This window comes from Pseudomonas sp. IT-P258 (assembly GCF_949767825.1).
Lineage (GTDB): Bacteria > Pseudomonadota > Gammaproteobacteria > Pseudomonadales > Pseudomonadaceae > Aquipseudomonas > Aquipseudomonas monachiensis.
The window spans coordinates 96,475-113,732 of sequence record NZ_CATKPU010000012.1 but is presented as its reverse complement, the minus strand read 5'-3'; the positions used below and the strand labels follow the sequence as shown (position 1 = coordinate 113,732).

The window sequence follows — 17,258 nt, the reverse complement described above, 5'->3', positions numbered from 1 at the left end:
GGGATTTTGGGTGAGTCAGGAAATCAGGCCTTGCTGGCCTTCAGATAAGCCCCCAACCGCCGCCCCATTTCTTCACCCAACGCCTGCAAGCCACTGAGCGGCCGTACCATCACTTCAAACTCGACAATCTTGCCCTGTTCGTTGAAGCGGATCATGTCGATGCCCTTGAGCTCTTTCCCGCCGACCCTGGCGCTGAATTCGAGAATCACGTTCAAGCCATCCGCCGACGCCAGTTCGCGGTGATAGGCAAAGTCCTCGAACACGTTCATGACCGTATTGAGGATCATCGACACCACCGGCGCCCCCGGATATGGCGTGTGCGCCATCGGTGAACGGAACACCGCCTGCGGATCGAGCAGTTCCGGCAAGCCGCTCAAGTCGCGGTTGCCGATCATTGCGTGCCACTGCTTCAGGGATGCTGCGACGTTGTGGTTCAGGTTCAGCTCGGACATCTTCAACTCCTGTTTTTTATTGTTGTGCTGCGAAAGCGTTGGTCGATGAGCCAGGCGGCATCGTCGGCCCATTGACGGTAGAGCATCGGCCCCGGATGAAAACCATCACTGGCCATCAATCCCGGTTCGGGCGCCAGCGGGGTCGTCAGCATCGTACATTGATCCAGGTGTGCGGCCAGATCCGCCAAATGTGCATTGAAACGCCGCGCCCTGAATCCCAGGAACCAGCGCAAGGGTTGCGGCAGCGCGGGGAACAAATGCATCGGCGGAAGTGGCGTCACCACAATCTGCCTCACCGCGAACCTGTCGCACAGCAGCGCCATCAAGCGCTGTTGCCGGGCGAGCCACTGATCCAGGGTGAGTGAGCTGGTGACATCGTTGACGCCAATCGACAACAGAGCCACATCGAACGGCTCGGGTGCATGCTGTTCGAGCAGCTCCAGCAACCCTTGGGAATCCAGACCTGTGCGCGCCCAGAGTTTCCAGGCCACCTGGTAACCATCGGCCAGGCGCTCCACCAGCCGCCCGCTGAGAGCTTCACCTTGAGTCGCCGCACCGACGCCTGCAGCGGCGCTGTCGCCGACAATCAACAAGCGCAGAACATCGCCGCTGCCGGATTCGCCGTGGCGTTCACCTTCGGCCTCCGGCAACTTGGGCGTCACGCGCCGCGTGTATAGACCCTGCGCCAGCAACAACGGGCCGAGGAGGACTTTGGCGAGGGTTTCAGTGTGGCTCATTTGACGTTATCGCCCCGCAACACATAGCTCTCCGGTCGCACGAATCATCGCCTGGCCATGCAGGTAATCCTTGATCAGCGCGGAGCGTTCGGTGGCCAGCCATTGCGGGCAGTTCGGGTCTTTGCGGTAGGGCAGGAATGCGGCGTACTGCGTGAGCAGCTGGCTTTGCAGGGTGTCGAGTTGAGGACGGATGTCGTTGCCCAGGTCCGGCCGTGGCGTGTCCGGTGCCTTGTGCGCTGCTTGCCATTGCGCGATTCGGCCGTATTGCACCAGTTTGCTGGCTTCGATCTGGGCGGCGATCAGGTCGGCGACATCGTCGGGGTCGAGCTGGCGCTGGGCCGCCTGCTTGCGCGCGTTGGCGATGACTTGCGCTTCCCGGGCGTTGTCCTGGACCGGTTTGCCGCTGTCCCACTTGGTCAGCGCCACCAGCTCGCTGATGTACAACCGCTCATTCATCGTTGCCAGCAAGGGTTGCAAGGCATCGGGCGCCGGGGGCGTCGTGCCGGCCTGGGCAACACCAGCGAACAAACCGAGCAGGGCGCAGGCCAGCCAGTGCGGCAGGCGTGGGGAACGGGGCATGGGCAGAACCTCCTTGGACGCAAAAATCACTCCGGCTTGTTTATCACAAGTGCGACCAGGGAACGACAGGTTGCGAAGGATTCAGGCCAGCAACCGTTCAATCCGCGCCAACTCCCAGGTGCTGAGCAGACTCACCGGGTCGGTGCCGAAGCGCTGGCCGTTGTCGAACACATATTCACGGCCGTCGGGGCTTTGGCCGTGCAGGCAGTGGCGCAAGTGACCGGCGTCGACTTCCAGCGTCAGGCGCCAGCCGTCGAGGTCGACCCGTACATGGCCAGACTCGCAGGTGTCGTTGACTCGCTGGAAGGTGCAAATGCCCTGGGCGGCATCGCGCAACGGCTGGTAAACCTCGCGGGCGGTGAGGGCGGGCACAGGTGTCTCCGGGGTGAAATTGGGGAGGCGCAGGATAAATCATCGCCATACAAAAAAGCCCGGCAGATCGGGCTAATGCCAATCAGTTAAGGGTTTGAACACTGAAATCCTTGTGGGAGCGGGCTTGCCCGCGAAGGGGCCGGCACGTTCAGCATCAATGTCGCCTGACACGCCGCTTTCGCGGGCAAGCCCGCTCCCACAGGTTACTTATTGCTTGCTCTATTTGCGGTTCAACGCCGCTTCCGCCGCAGCAATTTCAGCCTGGCGCTTGACGATCATGTCGCCCACCGGCGGCCCCTGGAAGCGCCGGGCTTCAAAGCCGAACCAGACGATGGCCGTCAGCACCAGGAAGCCGATGGTGATGTACAGCGCCCAATCGTTCGGTGGCTGGATGCCGATGACGAAAATGATGATCATCGACAGGATCGAGAGAATGGCGAACACCGAGTACCAGAAACGCCCCATGTTCCACGGCCCCATGGTCGGCCACTTCGAGGTCCCATAGGTAAACAGGCCGAGCACGATGGGAATGGCGAAGGAGAAGAACAGGAAGATCACCGTGCACGACACCACGATCGTATAGACCGGCGTTGCCCCGATCGAGATCACCGACGATCCCCAGTCGAACAACACCGCGAGGGTGGCACCTGTCCAGATGGCCGCGACCGGGCTGCGATGGGTCGATGAGACCGACGACAGCGCTTTTGAGCAGGGCAGGCCGCCGTCCCGGGAGAACGCGAAGATCATCCGTGAAACCGAAGTGACGGTGGCCAGCCCGCAGAGCACCTGCGAGACGAAGATCGCCACGTAAAGCACCAGTTTCAAGGTCGGGTTGACCTGGGTGTTCATGGCCCAGAAAAACACGTTCCAGCCTTGCTTGGCCGCCTCGTCCATGTTCGGCAGCATCAGCACGAACGCGCTGAGCATCAGCCAGCCGAACAGCAACGACCAGACCACCGACATGACCATGCCGCGCGGCACCGACATGGCCGCGTTGCGGGTTTCCTCGGAAGTGTGCGCGGAGGCGTCATAGCCGGTGATGGTGTAGATCGGCAACAGCAGGCCGAGCATGAACACCCAGCCGTTGGAGACCTGCGGCCAGACGCCGCCCCCCGCCTCGCCGGAGTAGTTGCCGAAGGTCCACAGCCGGGCGAATTCATAGCTGGGTGCCGACATCAGGCAGACGATGGTCAGGGCCAGCGCCGTGCCGAAGATCAGGTAGCCGGAAAAGTCGGTGAGCCTGGCCGTCAGGCCGATGCCCAAGTGGTTGCACAAGGCCTGCAGGCCGGTGAGGATCGCCAGGAAAATCACCCGGACCGTGGTCGTGTCCTCCATGCCCAGTGCCGGTCCGAAGGCACCGAAAAAGAAATAATAGGTGCCGACGTTGATCGCGCCCAGCACCGTGACCAGCCCCAGCAGGTTGAACCACGCGGTCAGCCAGCCAGTGAAGCGATTACCGAGGATCGAGCCCCAGTGGTACAGGCCGCCAGCGGTGGGGTAGGCCGAGGAGATCTGTGCCATGGCCATGGCGAATACCCCGGAGATCAGGCAGCCGATCGGCCAGCCGATGCCGATGGATATTCCCCCCGCGCCCGAGGTGCCCTGGGCCAGGGAGTTGATGCCACCCGAGAGGATGCAGATGATCGAAAAGGAGATGGCGAAGTTGGAGAAAACCCCCATTCGTCGTGAGAGTTGCTGGGCATAGCCCATGCTGTGCAGCACCTTGACGTCATCGTCGTGTGTTTCGGTGCCCGGCTGGCTTGCTGGGTTCATGATGTGTGCCCCTTCAGGTGTTCATACGCAACCATCCGGCGGGCCGGATGGGCTGGCTTCAACCCCTTGTCGTACTGCTCCTGTCGCTATCGGATCACACCTGTCCATGCGCAGTGCCGGCCAGGCGACTGCTCTACAGACGGCCGTGAAACGCCGCGTCGAAAATCTTTGCCACGCCGTCCCGGGTCAACGGCAGCGGGTTGCCGCCGGCGGAAGGGTCGACAATCGCCATGTCGGCGATCAGGTCGGCCTGCCGGTCATCCACGCCCAGTTCAAACAGGGTATGGGGCACGCCGATGTCCTTGCGCAGCTTGAGGACGAAGGCCAGGAAACTGTCGAACCCCGGGGAGGGCAGGCGCAGGTACGCCGCCAGGCGGGTGATGCGCTCCTCGATGGCCGAGCGATTGAACTGCAGCACATAGGGCATGAAGGTGGCATTGGTCATGCCGTGATGGGTGTCGTACAGCGCACCCACCGGATGGGAGAGTGCATGCATCCCGCCCAGGCCTTTCTGGAATGCCGTGGCGCCCATGGCCGCCGCCGCGAGCATTTGCGCGCGGGCTTCAAGGTCCGATGGCGTGTGTACCGCCTTCACCAGTGAGTTGGCCACCAGGCGCATGCCTTCCACGGCAATGCCATCGGCCAGGGGGTGAAAGCCGGGGGCGCAGTACGCTTCCAGGCAATGGGACAACGCGTCCATGCCGGTGCCAGCAGTGATCTTGGCCGGCATGCCGACGGTGAGGGCCGGGTCGCTGATCACCACCCGCGGCATCATTTTCGGGTGGAAGATGATGCGTTTGGTGTGGGTGCGCTCGTCGATGATCACCGCCGCACGACCGACTTCGGAACCGGTTCCCGCCGTGGTCGGCACGGCAATGACCGGGGCGATGCGGCTGTCGTCGGCGCGGGTCCAGTAGTCGCCGATGTCTTCGAAGTCCCAGACCGGGCGGGTCTGGCCGCTCATGAAGGCAATGAGCTTGCCCATGTCCAGGCCACTGCCGCCGCCGAAAGCGATCGCGCCATCGTGCTGGCCGGCACGCCAGGCGTCGAGCCCGCCGGCCAGGTTGGCTTCCACCGGGTTGGGCTTGAGGTCGCAAAACAGCGCCACGCCAAGACCGGCGGCGCGCAATGCGTCCAGCGCCGCCGTGGTGATCGGCGCGCGCGCCAGGCCGCTGTCGGTCACCAGCAAGGGGCGCTGGATACCCTGGCTGCGACAGACCTCGGCCAGTTCGGCGATGCGCCCCACACCGAAACGAACGCTTGTGGGGTAGTTCCAGTTTCCTGACAGGTTCATGGTCTACACCTCGTGACGCAGATGAAAGGATTTGGCCCGGGTCAGGTGCTCGTAGCCCAATGGCGACAGGGTGACGCCGCGCCCGCTGTTCTTCACGCCGGTCCAGGCCAGTGCCGGGTCCAGGTAATCGCAGCGGTTCATGAACACCGTGCCGGTGGCGATCTCGTTGCCCAGGCGTTCGGCCGCGGCGAGGTCCCGGGTCCAGATGGAAGCGCTGAGCCCGAACTCACTGTCGTTCATCAAGGCGATGGCTTCTTCATCGCTGGCCACCGGCATGATGCCGACCACCGGGCCAAAGCTTTCGTCGCGCATGACCGACATTTGATGGTTCACGTCCACCAGCACTTGCGGTGCGAGATAGGCGCTGCCCGGTACGTCGGCGGGAAAGGACTTCGGATCAATCAGCGCTTTGGCGCCCTGGGCCAGCGCTTCGGCGATCTGGCCACGCACGAAGAAGGCGGCGCCCGGTGTCACCAGCGGACCGAGGGTGGTGGCTTCGTCCAGCGGGTTGCCCAGCACGTACTGGCGGGTCAGTTCGGCGAAGCGCTCGACAAACACCGGGTAGATTTTCTGGTCGACGTAGATACGTTCCACGGCGCAGCAACTCTGCCCGGAATTGAAGAAACTGCCGTCCACCAGATTTTCCACCGCCTGTTCAAGGTTGGCGTCTGCCCGGACATAGGCCGGGTCTTTTCCGCCGAGCTCCAGGCCCATGCCGAGAAACTGTCCGCTGGCGGCGCTTTCCATGACCTTGCCAGCCTCTACGGAACCAGTGAAGTTCACTTGCTGCACGCGCCCGCAAGCAAGGATCGCCCCGGTCGACACATGGTTGAGCAGCAGATTCTGGAACAACCCCTCGGGCAGTTTTGCGCGACGCATGGCCTCGGCGAAACGCTCGCCCACCAGCAGGGTTTGCGACGCGTGCTTGAGGATTACACTGTTGCCGGCCATCAGTGCCGGGATGATCGTGTTCACCGCCGTCAGATAAGGGTAATTCCATGGGGCGACCACCAGCACCGTACCCAGCGGCTCGCGTTTGATATAGCGCTGGAAACCCGCCTTGGGTTCCGGCTCTATTGCGGCCAGGGCCTGTGGTGCGATGGCGATCATGTGCCGGGCGCGTTCGGCAAAACCGCGCAGTTCGCCGGCGCCGTAACGCACCGGGCGGCCCATCTGCCAGGCCAGTTCCGGGACGATGTCGGCCTCCATCGATAGCATCGCGTCCACCGCGGCGCTGCAATAAACCGCGCGTTCGCTCAGTGATCGGCGTTGCCATGAGACTTGTGCGCTGGCAGCCGCCGTCAGCGCCTGCTCAATCTGCGCCGCATCGGCAAGATCGCGTTCAACGTACACCCGGCCATCGACCGGTGAGATCAGTTGCACCTTCTCAGTCATGATGTTCTCAGTAGCGCTCGAAACCGCGCTGCAATTCCCAGTCGGTAATTCGCCGGTCGTACTCCTTCTGCTCCCACTCGGCGGTGTGCACGTAATGGTCGACAACCTCATCACCGAATGCCTCGCGCAACATGCTTGAGGCCTTGAGGGCGGCGCTCGCCTCGCGCAGGGTCTTGGACACCTCCGGCAAATGCTCGTCGAGGTAGGCGTCGCCTTCGAACGGCGGCGCAAGATCGAGCTTCTCGTCGATACCCTTCAAGCCCGCCGCGATCAGCGCGGCGAAGGCCAGATAGGGGTTGAGGTCGGCACCGCCGATGCGGCATTCGATGCGGATGGCCTTGCTGCCTTCGGCACACAGGCGAAAGCCGGCGGTGCGATTGTCGCGGCTCCAGACCGCCCGTGTCGGTGCAAACGTGCCAGCCTGGAAGCGCTTGTAGGAGTTGATGTAGGGCGCAAGAAAACAGGTGATGTCGTTGGCGTACTTGAGCTGCCCGGCGACCCAGGCCCGCATCAGTTTCGACATGCCGAACTCGGCTTTCGCGTCGAAGAACAGCGGCTTTTTGGCGTTTTTGTCCCACAACGAATTATGGATGTGACTGCTGGAACCGGCGGCGTCGTAGCGCCACTTGGCCATGAAGGTGATCGCCTTGCCCTGCAACTGCGCGATCTCTTTGCAGGCGTGCTTGATGATGACGTGGTGGTCGGCCATGGTCATGGCGTCGGCGTAGCGAATGTTGATCTCTTCCTGCCCCGGGCCCCATTCCCCCTTGGAGTTTTCCACGGGAATGCCCGAGGCCTGCAAGTGCTTGCGGATCGCCCGCAGCACCGGCTCCTCGCGGGTGGTCTGCAGGATGTTGTAGTCCTCGATGTAATGGCCGGCGGTTTTCGGCTTGTGATAGTTGCGCTTGTGGATCGCCTCGTAGCTCTCATCGAACAGATAGAACTCCAGTTCCGAGGCAAACATGCCGGTATAGCCGCGCTCGCGCAGGCGCTCGACCTGCTTTTTCAGAATCGCCCGAGGGCTGTGGGGCAGGTCCTGGCGATGGTGATGATCGAGCACGTCGCACAGCACCAGCGCCGTGCATTCAAGCCAGGGTACGCGCCGCAGGGTGGACATGTCGGGCTTGAGCACGAAGTCGCCGTAGCCCTTGCTCCAACTGGCTGCGGCGTAACCCGGCACCGGTTCCATGTCGATGTCGTCGGCCAGCAGGTAGTTGCAGCAGTGGGTTTCTTCGTGGCCGCTGTCGATGAAAAACTCGACCTGGAAGCGCTTGCCGACCAGGCGTCCCTGCATGTCGACCATGCAAACCAGTACGGTATCGATTTCGCCGGCGGCAGCGGCGCGCTTGAGTGCATCAAAGCTGAGGAGGGGCTCTGTCATCACGGCAATCCTGCGTGAAAGGTTGGGGCCAGTCTGGGATAGCTGTTGCAGACGCTCTCCAGAAAAACCCAAAACCTGCAGAACCGAGCATCGTGAGCAACGAGTTGTTCAAAGCTTAGCCTACCCTTGCAAAGTGCAAGTTTTGCCAGGTGAAAGTCGTGTTCAGCGCCCCATCATTCCGGCAACCCGGCCAGCCGCAGTCCATCGACGAAACGGGCGAAATCCTCAGGCCGTTGAATGGGCAGCCAGCCCTTGAGGGTGCACAGACGCAAAGAAGGATCCAGCTTTTGCAGACGCTGCATCGCCAGATTGGCTTTTTCCGTTCGACCGCCGAGCGCATGACTGGCCGCCACCAGCGCTGCCGCGATCAGCAGACCGGGCAGGTTGCCCAGCGCTTTTTCCGCCCAGTCCGCAGCGGCATCGAAGTGCCCGGCGAAGAAATGCGCGAGCGCCATCCCGACCTGCATCCTGAACATTTCCGGATCCAGCGGGCTCAAGCGAACGGCATGGTTCAAATTTTCGATGGCGGTGTCTGTTTCGCCGTGCAGCGCCCGCAGGATACCGCCCAGGAACCAGGCGGGGGCGAGGTTGGGGTTGAGCAGGCGTGCCCGATCGAGCAGTGCAATGCCGGCGTCGACTTCGCCGGCGAGATGAGCAAGCGCATGTCCGCCCCGGGTCAATGCAACGGCATCGTCGCGGCCGAGGGACACCGCCAGACGCGCCAGCCGTATGCCCTCGGCGATTTCTGCAGGCCGATCGGCCATCCAGCCATTGAGCTTGCGCCATAAGTGGCACCAGGCGGCCATGCCATAGGCCGAAGCAAACTCCGTATCGAGTTCGATGGCCTGGTAGAACATCGGCAGCGCTTGCTCGATGGCTTCCCGACTGCCGCTGTGCAGTTTTGCCATCCCGCGCAGGTAGTAGTCGTAGGCGTCCAGGCTTTCTGTCGGCTTGCGTTTGGCGCGTTCGATTTCTGCCCGTTCCAGTTGCGGCGCGATGGCTCCGACGACGCTTTCGGTGATTTGGTCTTGCAGCTCGAAGATGTCGTCGAGCAGGCCTTCGAAGCGCTCCGCCCAGATGTGCGTCCCGCTTGTCGCATCGATCAGTTGCCCGGTAATGCGTAGCCTGTTCCCGCACTTGCGCACGCTGCCTTCGAGCACGTAGCGCACGCCCAACGCCTGGCCGACGCCCCGGGCGTCCACGGTCTGGCCCTTGTAGGTGAAGCTCGAATTGCGCGCGATGACGAACAGCCAGCGGATCCGCGACAGGGCGGCGATGATGTCCTCCACCACGCCATCGGCGAAATACTCCTGCTCCGGATCGCCGCTCAGGTTCTGGAAGGGCAGGACGGTGATCGAGGGTTTGTCCGGCAGGACGAGCGCGGGGGAGGGGATTTGCTTCGGGGTAGCGGTCGAGCGTTCATCGATGTCAGGCTGTCGCGCTTCCCCGGTCAAGTCGCCGTTGATCCGGCCAACGAAGCGGTAGCCCTTGCGGGGGACGGTGCGTACCAGGCGCTGCTCCTCGCCGGTATCACCAATGGCCTTGCGCACCGCATTGATGTGGCTGGTGATCGTCGATTCCGAAACGATCCGGTCGCCCCACACTGCCTTGAGCAATTCGTCTTTGCTGACGACGCGATCGGGATTGTTGACGAACAGCAGCAACAGATCGAAGACCTGCGGTCCGACGGCCACGACCTGCCCGCGCAGGGTCAGCTCCCGGCGCTCTTGATCGAGCAAGTAGTCTTCAAACGTGAATGGCAAGTCGAGCATCCCCTGGCGAATCGCCCTCAACTCCTTGTCCCAGGCGGCTGGCGGTTGGTAACAGAGGCAGATGATACGGCAGCTCGGCACCCGCTGCACCGTCTGCGGCAAGGGCGGCTGGATGAACACCATCGGCTTTGGACATAAATTCAAGCACACGCCAAGGCAAACCCAAGCCTGGCGCAAGGACTTGCCTGGTGCGCGCAGGCAATCTCTCTACACCGACGCAATGGTTGCAGTCGACAAGTGGAGAACAGTCATGAAGATCGTCGTCATCGGAGGCTCCGGCCTCATCGGATCGAAACTTGTGAGCACCCTGCGCGAGCGCGGCCATGACGCGCTCGCCGCGAGCCCAAGCACGGGCGTGAACAGCATCACCCGCGAAGGCCTGGCCGCAGCGATGGACGGTGCCGATGTGGTGGTCGACGTGGCGAACGCGCCGTCGTGGGAGGACCAGGCTGTTCTCGATTTCTTTGAAACGTCGAGCCGGAACCTGCTGGCCGCCGAAGCCGCCGCCGGGGTTCGTCATCATGTTGCCCTGTCGATTGTCGGGAGTGAGCGGCTTCCCGATACCGGTTATTTCCGGGCCAAGGTCGCGCAGGAAGCCCTTATCAAGGCGTCCGGCATGCCTTACACCATTGTGCGTGCCACGCAGTTCTCCGAGTTTGCCGGCGGCATTGTCCAGTCGTTCGCCGTTGGCGAGGAAATTCATGCTTCGCCGGCTCTGATCCAGCCGATAGCGTCCGACGACGTGGTAGCGGCGCTGGCCGATGTCGTGCTGGCTGCACCGCACAATGGCACCGTTGAAGTCGGTGGCCCGGAAACCATGCCGATCGACGAACTGGCCCGGCGCTTTCTGCGGGCGACCCGGGACAACCGCAAGGTCGTGCCGGACGTGCATGCACGTTACTTCGGCGCCGTGCTCGACGATCAATCGCTGGTCACCGGCAAGAACGCACGCCTGGGGGCGATCCGCTTCGACGACTGGCTGGCCCGGTCGACAGCGCAGTAACGAATCGCACCCTCACATTTCCCTACCAATCCAGGAGAAGTCCCATGGTTACCCGAATGCTGATGGCCGCTACATTCGCTGCGCTCTCGATCAGCGCCGCATCGGCCGCCGAACCGCCCCCCGGTAAGGTGACGGTGGTGTTCGACCGTCCCATTCCCAACATCCCCGGCAAGAGTATGAGGGGCGTGGTCGTCGAGTATGGGCCGGGTGCCGCGTCGCCAGCCCACACCCATCCGAAAACGGCCTTCATTTATGCAACGGTGCTGGAGGGCTCGTTTCGCATCGAGGTCAAAGGCGAACCGGAAAAGATCTACAAGGTCGGCGAAAATTTTGTAGAGGAACCGGGTTCCGTGCACCTGGTCAGCGCCAACGCCAGCGACACCCAACCTGCACGCCTGTTGGCGGTGTTCGTCCTCGACACTGAGGAAAAGGTGCTCGTAACACCGATCAAACAGTGAACCACGAAAAGCCCGGCTGTTGAGGCCGGGCTTTTCGTTGAGTCCTGCGGTCAAGCACTGCATTCAGACAGCGCGGCTTTCGATCAGACGATCCGAACCGCCTTCGGCGACGCGGTTCTGCAGCAGTTTGTCGGAACCGCCTTCGGCAACGCGGTTTTCCAGCAGTTTGTCGGAACCGCCTTCAGCGACGCGTTTTTCCAGCAGACGATCCGAACCACCTTCAGCCACGCGATTCTCGATCAGGCGATCGGAACCACCCTCGGCCACACGGCTTTCAATCAGACGATCCGAGCCGCCTTCAGCGACCACAGGTTGAGCGGAGTTTGCGGCGAAAGCGTTAACTGCGAAAACCGAGAAAGCGATGCTGAGGAGGGTCTGGCGTTTCATGATGGTGTGCTCCGGGGTGCTTATGGGTTGGTATGGAGCAGATGTTACGCCGGAGATTTTTTAAGAGAACTTCATTGAAATGATGGTGACTATCGATGCGGTCAATGGATCGAACACCGCCTGTTTAAGCAACTCTTTTTGTGGCGAGGCAATCAAGCTTCGCTGATCTGGCTCACGCTGGTGATCTGCCCATTCCAGACCATCTCGTAATGCGCCGCCTGCACAATCGACGAAACCGGCCTGGGCGTCATCAGCGCCCAGCAATGACTGCCCGGCATCCGCACCGAGTGATAACGCAACCCGGGACAACCGGCGTCCCGCACCGCGCGCCCCAGCACACGGGAATGGCTGTAGTCGTCCGGCGCATACACCGGATCGTTCACCGGCAGGCTCGCGGCGTCCTTCATCCCGGCATCGCCAAATGCACAAGCCAACCCACGAAACACAAAGCGCTCATAGTTCAGGCTCTGCACCCTCGACCAATACAGCGCCTGGTGATGCCGCACCTCGGCCAGCGCCGCTTCCATCGAATCCGCCAGGTACAACACCCCAAAGCGGCCGTCACTGAAACGCGAACCCGCCGGGTTGACATGGGTAAAGGGCGCGATGGCGTAGGAGCAGCCGGGAATGCCGAACGGAATCTCGCTGCGTGCAATCAACTCCAGCTGACCCACTTCATTCTTCAACCGCGGATTGGTCAACGCCTGAATCTCGAATAACAGCTCAAATTCATCCGCGTCCGCCACATCATCGAACAACGCAATGGGCGGAAACTTCGAATTGACCAGGCGATAGGCCTGCAACGACTGACCGGCAAACACCGCCAGCTCGCTCGCCATCACCATTGCGCACCCCGCAGCATGTCGATGCGGCGGAAGGTTTCATACAGCGAAATCATGTCGCCCTGGGCCATGATCTCCAGCGGCGAACGCCCGTTGAAAAACTCGTTGTCATTGGCCATCGAAGCAAAGCCGTACACGTTGTTCGGGTTATCGAATACCAGCCGCAACGTCGCGTGCATGTTCAGCACGAAGCTGATGCGCTGCATCTGGTCCGCATCCAGCGCCACCGCCCAATCCGGGTCACGCTGCCGGGCGCGGGTATAGGTACTGCGGGAAATACGCAGGATGCGACAGGCCTGGTCGCTGGTGGCTTTCCACTTTTCCAGAATGCTCACGGCGGCACGCAGGCCGGTGACGCATTGGTTTTTTGTGAAGGATTGGGCTTGGATGGGTACGGCCATGTTCGCGTCCTTTTTTGTATCTATAGATTCAAATGTAGATTTATTGAGTCTGTAGAGCAATATTGGTGCGACGGATGGGCTTGTCGTGCCAATACAATAGGGCAGCGATCTGGCTGAGGCTTTGTTTTACTGAAATCGTCGATGCAGGACTGGAAAGATATCCTGGGCAAACCCGGCGGGCAGGCCGGGGGTCACGATTCTGGATTTTGGAGTTCGGCTTTCTACCAGGCCGACTTTTATAAGCCTGGATAATTCGTCGATTGCCGGTCGCGGCGTCAGGCCGGTGAACGTCTTGATTTCATTGCGTGGCAAGCTGCCCTGGGTGATTAACGCGATGATCGCAGGTGCACTTTCCGGACGGATACCTTGCTGTAGTCCCGCCGTTTTCCCATTGGAAACAAACGCCGCGCCCACGGCCGCATCACTGATGAAACGTGCGCCCCAACGCATGCAGCCGAGTCGCAATCGGCGGCAAGCGCCGACTACTCAGCGCCAGTGTCCTTGCTCGCCGGCACGCGCCGCTTCAATCGCCGCGTTGAGCGCCAGCAAGTTGGTCTGCTCGGCAATGCTGCTGATCACCTCCAGCACCGTACCGATCTGCCGCGCCTGCCCGGCCAGCACCTTGTCACCCTGGCCGGCACCAGCGGTGAACTGGGACGTGGTGGCGAGCATCTTGTCCAGCATGTCCTGGCTCTCCACCGCATCGGCCTGGCTGTGCAGCGCCAGATAGAGCAGCGCGACCGTCTCCATCACCATCACCCCAACGCCCAGCAAACAACGCATCAACCGCGTTCCGCCGATGGCGCGATACAACAGCGTCAACAACACACTGGTGCCACCCCCCCACCAGCAGCGCCTGCTTGAAGGTGTCGTGCCAGAACGCCAGGCCGATAGCGAAAGCGAACATCAGCCAGATCAGACCCAGCATGATGCGGTCGGCTTTGCGGTAGTGGTCGAGGAAACGAGTGGGGAAGGGCATGTACGCTTACTCCATGTAAATGAGCCAGAAAAAAGCAGGGTTCATGGCAACACGGGACTTCGCGAAAGCTTGGGTGCGTTAAAGGAGCAGACATTTTCAGAGTCAGGGATGGAATCGGTTGGTGGCATGGTCGAGAAACCGTGGAGAGCGTAGCCCTTGGCCATCACTCTTGGCCGGGACGACGTCGCTTGCACAAAACAATGTCCGATATAGAGGCAAGTAATGCTGAAGTGACAGGGTGTACGACAGGCTCCATTGCAAAGCCTGTCGTACACCAGAGGCCATTACGACTTCTTCGGCGGATAGTTACCGCGCAAGCCGCCGGACTTGTTGCCGGTTTTGCTCGGCAGGTTCGGCACCAACGGACGGGATCTGGGCTGGGGGTTGGAGCGGCTTTGGGGTTGAGGTTGCTTGCTCATGTTCGCCTCCTGACGTTCAGGGTTGCGCGAAGTGGTTTACTCATGAAGTTTAGCCAATCGACTGTGGGCAGGGTCGTTTGGCACTTGGGGAAGGTGTTGCGAACGACCGGCTTTTCTTTTTCGGCCCCGTTGATAGACCCCTTACGCGATTCTCGGATTCTGCCTACAACTTTGGCAGGAGTGACCCGCTATTCCAACTCGCCACGGCAGACACGACTCGTGACCCGCACAGGAAGTAGCAGCATGCCCACACAACATACGAATCAATCCAGCATTGAACAACTGCACCGCGACGTTGCAGCTTTTGCCGAAGAGATGCGTAGCCCCGCTCCGAACGCGATCCGCTCTGCTGTGGTTGCCGTTCGGCATCGGTGCCGCCCTAACACTGGCAATCTTTGTCGCCGCCATAGTCGTCCGACTGTTCTAGTCTCTTGTCCTTGCGCCGATGGCCGGGGTCGTCCTGTTGTTTCATACGAATCGAGTAGACAAAAAAAAGCCCGCGATGGGGAGTGCGGGCTGGAAAACACAAAAGGAGCTGGATCCACCGTATTCCAATGGATGTGAAAATACTGTGATGGATGGCTGATGACTTGCTCGCAGTCAAATCGCCAGGCGTTGGAAGGTTCGGTGTTGCTGGCCAATCTGGTGCGAGCTTGAGTTTTCGTCGTGTCACTGGGCGCAGCAGTGAACTGCGCCGACCCGCCTGGTGCCTTAGAAGCGATACTTCGCTGAAGCTGTGATACTGCGCGGTGCACCGTACGTCAGGGCACCATAGGCATCGAAGATGTCGAAGTACTTCTCGTCGGTGACGTTGTCAGCATTCACCTGCGCCGAAAGGTTTTCGGTGATCTCGTAGCGAGCCATCAGGTTGACCAGGGCATAGGCATCCTGCTGGATCTTCTCGGCGTTGCCTGCCGGGTTGGTGGCGTAGGTGTAGATCGAGTCCTGCCAGTTGACCCCGCCGCCAATGGTCAGCCTGTTGAAAACACCGGGCAGGCGGTAGGTGGTAAAGGTACGCAGCAGCTTGGTCGGATACAGGGTGTTTACGTCGTTGCCCTTGGCATCTTCGGCGGTGAACTGGGTGTAACCCACTGTTGCATTCCAGTCGGTCGCGAGTTCGCCGGACACTTCCAGCTCGAAGCCCTTGCTGGTTGCGCCTTCACTGGCCTCGTAGGCATAACCGCCGGCGGGGTTCGAAGGATCGATCAGCACGCCGGTGCTTTGGCCCAGGTTATCCTGCTTGATCTGGAAAATCGCAGCGCAGGCGTTCAGGCGGCCACCGAAGTACTCACCCTTCAAACCGATTTCACTGCTCTCGCCAACGATGGGCTCCAATTGCTGGCCACTGCTGTCGCGTACCGACTGCGGCAGGAAGATTTCCGTGTAGCTGGCATAGGCCGAAAGGTTGTCGGTGAGGTCGTAGACGATGCCCGCATAAGGGGTCAGTTCGTGATCGACGTCGATCTTGCTCACCTCCGAGTAGATGTCATCGCTGGTCTTTTCGTACCAGCTCTCACGCGCGCCAAGAATCACTTTCAGGTCGTCGGTCACGTTCAAACGGGTCGCTGCGTAGAGCCCTTTCTGCCGGGTCTCGCTGTAGCCGTAGTCTGTCCGCGGGCCCCAGACCGGTTCCGGGAAATCGCCGTTGTAGGCATCGAAGTTGGCAACACCGTCAAAGCCGGTTTGCGCGTTGAGTGCATCGGCATCGAATTTCTGCTTGCTGTCCACATAACCAAAGGCCGCTTCATGCTCGCGGCCCAGCAGCGAGAACGGGCCATTGAAGCGGATGCCGTAGTCGTCCTGGGTGGTCTTGGTCTTGTAGGTCGCCGGGAACGAAGACATACCGGCACTACCGTTCTGGCCTGGATTGCCAGAGAGGTACAGCAGGGAAGAGTCGCCGGTTCGCTCGCCACGGTTGTAGCTGAGGTTGACTTGCCAGTCGTTGGCGAAGGTGTGATCGAGATTGACGAAATAGGTGTCGTAGGTGGTGTCCCACTTGCTCCATTTGGCGGAGGTTGTCTTCGAACGGCTCCAGTTTGTCCGGCTGCCGTCTGCGTACCAGACCGGCAGGCCGCCCCACATCGGCGAATCGGCGTTGTTTTCCTGGTGGCTCAAGCCGAACCACAGCGTGGTGTCGGGCGTCAGGTCGATGTCCATCGTGCCGTAGAGGGTCTGGCGCTTGTTGGCGTTCATGTCGATCCAGGTATCGCCCTCGTTGGTCTCCCCGACCAGCCGCGCACGAATGGTGCCTTCCTCGTTCAACGCCGTGGACACATCGGCCTCGACGCCATAGGTGTCCCATGTGCCGGCGCTCAGTTCTACCGAACCCTTGAGGTCAGTGCTGTAGGCGCGCTTGCGTACCATGTTGAGGGACGCGGAAGGGTCGCCCGCACCGGTCATCAAGCCGTTGGCGCCACGGACCACTTCAACGCGGTCGTACATGGCCAGGCTGCTGAAAATCTCCCCCGAACTCCACGGCTGCTCGAAGATGGTCGGTACACCGTCGATCATCAGCGAGTTGAGCTCAAAACCGCGGGCGTTGAACTGTGCCCGGCTGGTCTCGTAGCGGTTGACCGACACACCCGTGGCATTGTTGACCACGTCGAGGATCGTACGCAGATCCTGGTCCTGAATGCGTTGCTGGGTGACGACACTGACCGACTGCGGGGTTTCGCGCAGCGACATGCTCAACGGTGTGGCCGTGCGCGCTGCATCAGTGGTGTAGGAGTGGGTATCTTCAGTGACGCCGATTCGCTCTTGAGTGGCTGTCTCCGTGATAGCGATGGGCGCCAAGGTCAAAGAGCTTCCAGCCTCGGCCTGATCAGTCTGTTGCGCCGCCTGTAGAGATGGAGCAGCGACAGTGATACCGACTGCAAGCATGTGCACGGCGAGGGCCAGAGGCCGGAGTGCCAGGGGCGAGCGCGGGGTAACGGAGTTTTGTGCACACAGGAGAGCTAGGGCGGACATGCGGACTCACATATGATCTGGTTTTATTGAGAATAACTATCATACGC

Annotated in this window: 18 protein-coding genes and 1 pseudogene; 3 read left to right on the top strand and 16 right to left on the bottom strand. The window is 61.2% G+C overall.

Annotated elements, in window-relative coordinates; translation table 11 throughout:
* Positions 1-23: 23 nt before the first annotated feature.
* The 9 genes from ACM6G4_RS01775 to ACM6G4_RS01735 all read right to left on the bottom strand — a co-directional run bounded on the left by ACM6G4_RS01775 (position 24) and on the right by ACM6G4_RS01735 (position 9,746).
* The gene (locus tag ACM6G4_RS01775) at positions 24-452 is read right to left on the bottom strand and encodes a nuclear transport factor 2 family protein (protein ID WP_056723726.1); all 429 of its coding nucleotides are present in this window, start codon (positions 450-452) and stop codon (positions 24-26) included.
* Between the two features lie 2 nt (positions 453-454).
* The gene (locus tag ACM6G4_RS01770) at positions 455-1,189 is read right to left on the bottom strand and encodes an SGNH/GDSL hydrolase family protein (protein ID WP_414912912.1); all 735 of its coding nucleotides are present in this window, start codon (positions 1,187-1,189) and stop codon (positions 455-457) included.
* Between the two features lie 6 nt (positions 1,190-1,195).
* The gene (locus ACM6G4_RS01765) at positions 1,196-1,768 is read right to left on the bottom strand and encodes a chorismate mutase (protein WP_414912911.1); all 573 of its coding nucleotides are present in this window, start codon (positions 1,766-1,768) and stop codon (positions 1,196-1,198) included.
* Positions 1,769-1,849: 81 nt separating this feature from the next.
* Complete coding sequence (locus tag ACM6G4_RS01760; RefSeq protein ID WP_414912910.1) at positions 1,850-2,140, bottom strand: hypothetical protein; 291 nt, start codon at positions 2,138-2,140, stop codon at positions 1,850-1,852.
* A 219-nt stretch (positions 2,141-2,359) separates the two neighbouring features.
* A complete protein-coding gene (locus ACM6G4_RS01755; protein ID WP_223541425.1) occupies positions 2,360-3,913 on the bottom strand; it encodes an amino acid permease in 1,554 nt (517 codons plus the stop codon).
* A 133-nt stretch (positions 3,914-4,046) separates the two neighbouring features.
* Entirely contained in the window at positions 4,047-5,207 is a 1,161-nt protein-coding gene (locus ACM6G4_RS01750; protein ID WP_056723717.1) for an iron-containing alcohol dehydrogenase, read from the bottom strand.
* A gap of 3 nt (positions 5,208-5,210) precedes the next feature.
* Complete coding sequence (locus ACM6G4_RS01745) at positions 5,211-6,602, bottom strand: aldehyde dehydrogenase family protein (RefSeq protein WP_414912909.1); 1,392 nt, start codon at positions 6,600-6,602, stop codon at positions 5,211-5,213.
* A 7-nt stretch (positions 6,603-6,609) separates the two neighbouring features.
* Positions 6,610-7,983 carry a glutamine synthetase family protein gene (locus ACM6G4_RS01740; protein ID WP_056723714.1) on the bottom strand — a complete coding sequence of 458 codons (1,374 nt, stop codon included), beginning with the start codon at positions 7,981-7,983 and terminating at the stop codon, positions 6,610-6,612.
* 173 nt (positions 7,984-8,156) lie between these two features.
* Entirely contained in the window at positions 8,157-9,746 is a 1,590-nt protein-coding gene (locus ACM6G4_RS01735; protein ID WP_414912959.1) for a winged helix-turn-helix domain-containing tetratricopeptide repeat protein, read from the bottom strand.
* A 259-nt stretch (positions 9,747-10,005) separates the two neighbouring features.
* Between ACM6G4_RS01735 and ACM6G4_RS01730 the strand changes: the two genes are divergently transcribed.
* Positions 10,006-10,758, top strand: a complete 753-nt coding sequence (locus ACM6G4_RS01730; RefSeq protein ID WP_414912908.1) for an SDR family oxidoreductase — start codon at positions 10,006-10,008, stop codon at positions 10,756-10,758.
* Positions 10,759-10,802: 44 nt separating this feature from the next.
* The gene (locus ACM6G4_RS01725) at positions 10,803-11,216 is read left to right on the top strand and encodes a cupin domain-containing protein (RefSeq protein ID WP_414912907.1); all 414 of its coding nucleotides are present in this window, start codon (positions 10,803-10,805) and stop codon (positions 11,214-11,216) included.
* Between the two features lie 63 nt (positions 11,217-11,279).
* On the opposite strand, the gene ACM6G4_RS01720 is transcribed toward ACM6G4_RS01725, so the two are convergent.
* From ACM6G4_RS01720 to ACM6G4_RS01700, 5 genes and pseudogenes are all read right to left on the bottom strand, one after another.
* Positions 11,280-11,603, bottom strand: a complete 324-nt coding sequence (locus ACM6G4_RS01720; protein WP_414912906.1) for a hypothetical protein — start codon at positions 11,601-11,603, stop codon at positions 11,280-11,282.
* 152 nt (positions 11,604-11,755) lie between these two features.
* Positions 11,756-12,448: an RES family NAD+ phosphorylase gene (locus ACM6G4_RS01715; protein WP_409079404.1), complete on the bottom strand. Its 693-nt coding sequence runs from the start codon at positions 12,446-12,448 to the stop codon at positions 11,756-11,758.
* Positions 12,442-12,846, bottom strand: coding sequence for an antitoxin Xre-like helix-turn-helix domain-containing protein (locus ACM6G4_RS01710; RefSeq protein ID WP_223513389.1), 405 nt, complete (start codon positions 12,844-12,846; stop codon positions 12,442-12,444). The genes ACM6G4_RS01715 and ACM6G4_RS01710 overlap by 7 nt, the downstream gene beginning before the upstream one ends.
* A 126-nt stretch (positions 12,847-12,972) precedes the next feature.
* Positions 12,973-13,296 (bottom strand): hypothetical protein, encoded by a 324-nt coding sequence (locus tag ACM6G4_RS01705; RefSeq protein WP_414912905.1) that lies wholly within the window; start codon positions 13,294-13,296, stop codon positions 12,973-12,975.
* A 48-nt stretch (positions 13,297-13,344) separates the two neighbouring features.
* A pseudogene (locus ACM6G4_RS01700) lies at positions 13,345-13,545 on the bottom strand (methyl-accepting chemotaxis protein); the annotation flags it as partial.
* 100 nt (positions 13,546-13,645) lie between these two features.
* On the opposite strand from ACM6G4_RS01700, the gene ACM6G4_RS01695 reads away from it, so the two are divergent.
* Positions 13,646-13,978, top strand: coding sequence for a hypothetical protein (locus tag ACM6G4_RS01695; protein ID WP_414912904.1), 333 nt, complete (start codon positions 13,646-13,648; stop codon positions 13,976-13,978).
* Between the two features lie 131 nt (positions 13,979-14,109).
* Here ACM6G4_RS01695 and ACM6G4_RS01690 read toward each other — a convergent pair whose 3' ends face one another.
* Positions 14,110-14,244 carry a hypothetical protein gene (locus tag ACM6G4_RS01690; protein ID WP_256355847.1) on the bottom strand — a complete coding sequence of 45 codons (135 nt, stop codon included), beginning with the start codon at positions 14,242-14,244 and terminating at the stop codon, positions 14,110-14,112.
* Between the two features lie 711 nt (positions 14,245-14,955).
* Positions 14,956-17,037, bottom strand: coding sequence for a TonB-dependent siderophore receptor (locus tag ACM6G4_RS01685; RefSeq protein WP_414912903.1), 2,082 nt, complete (start codon positions 17,035-17,037; stop codon positions 14,956-14,958).
* Between the last annotated feature and the right edge of the window lie 221 nt (positions 17,038-17,258).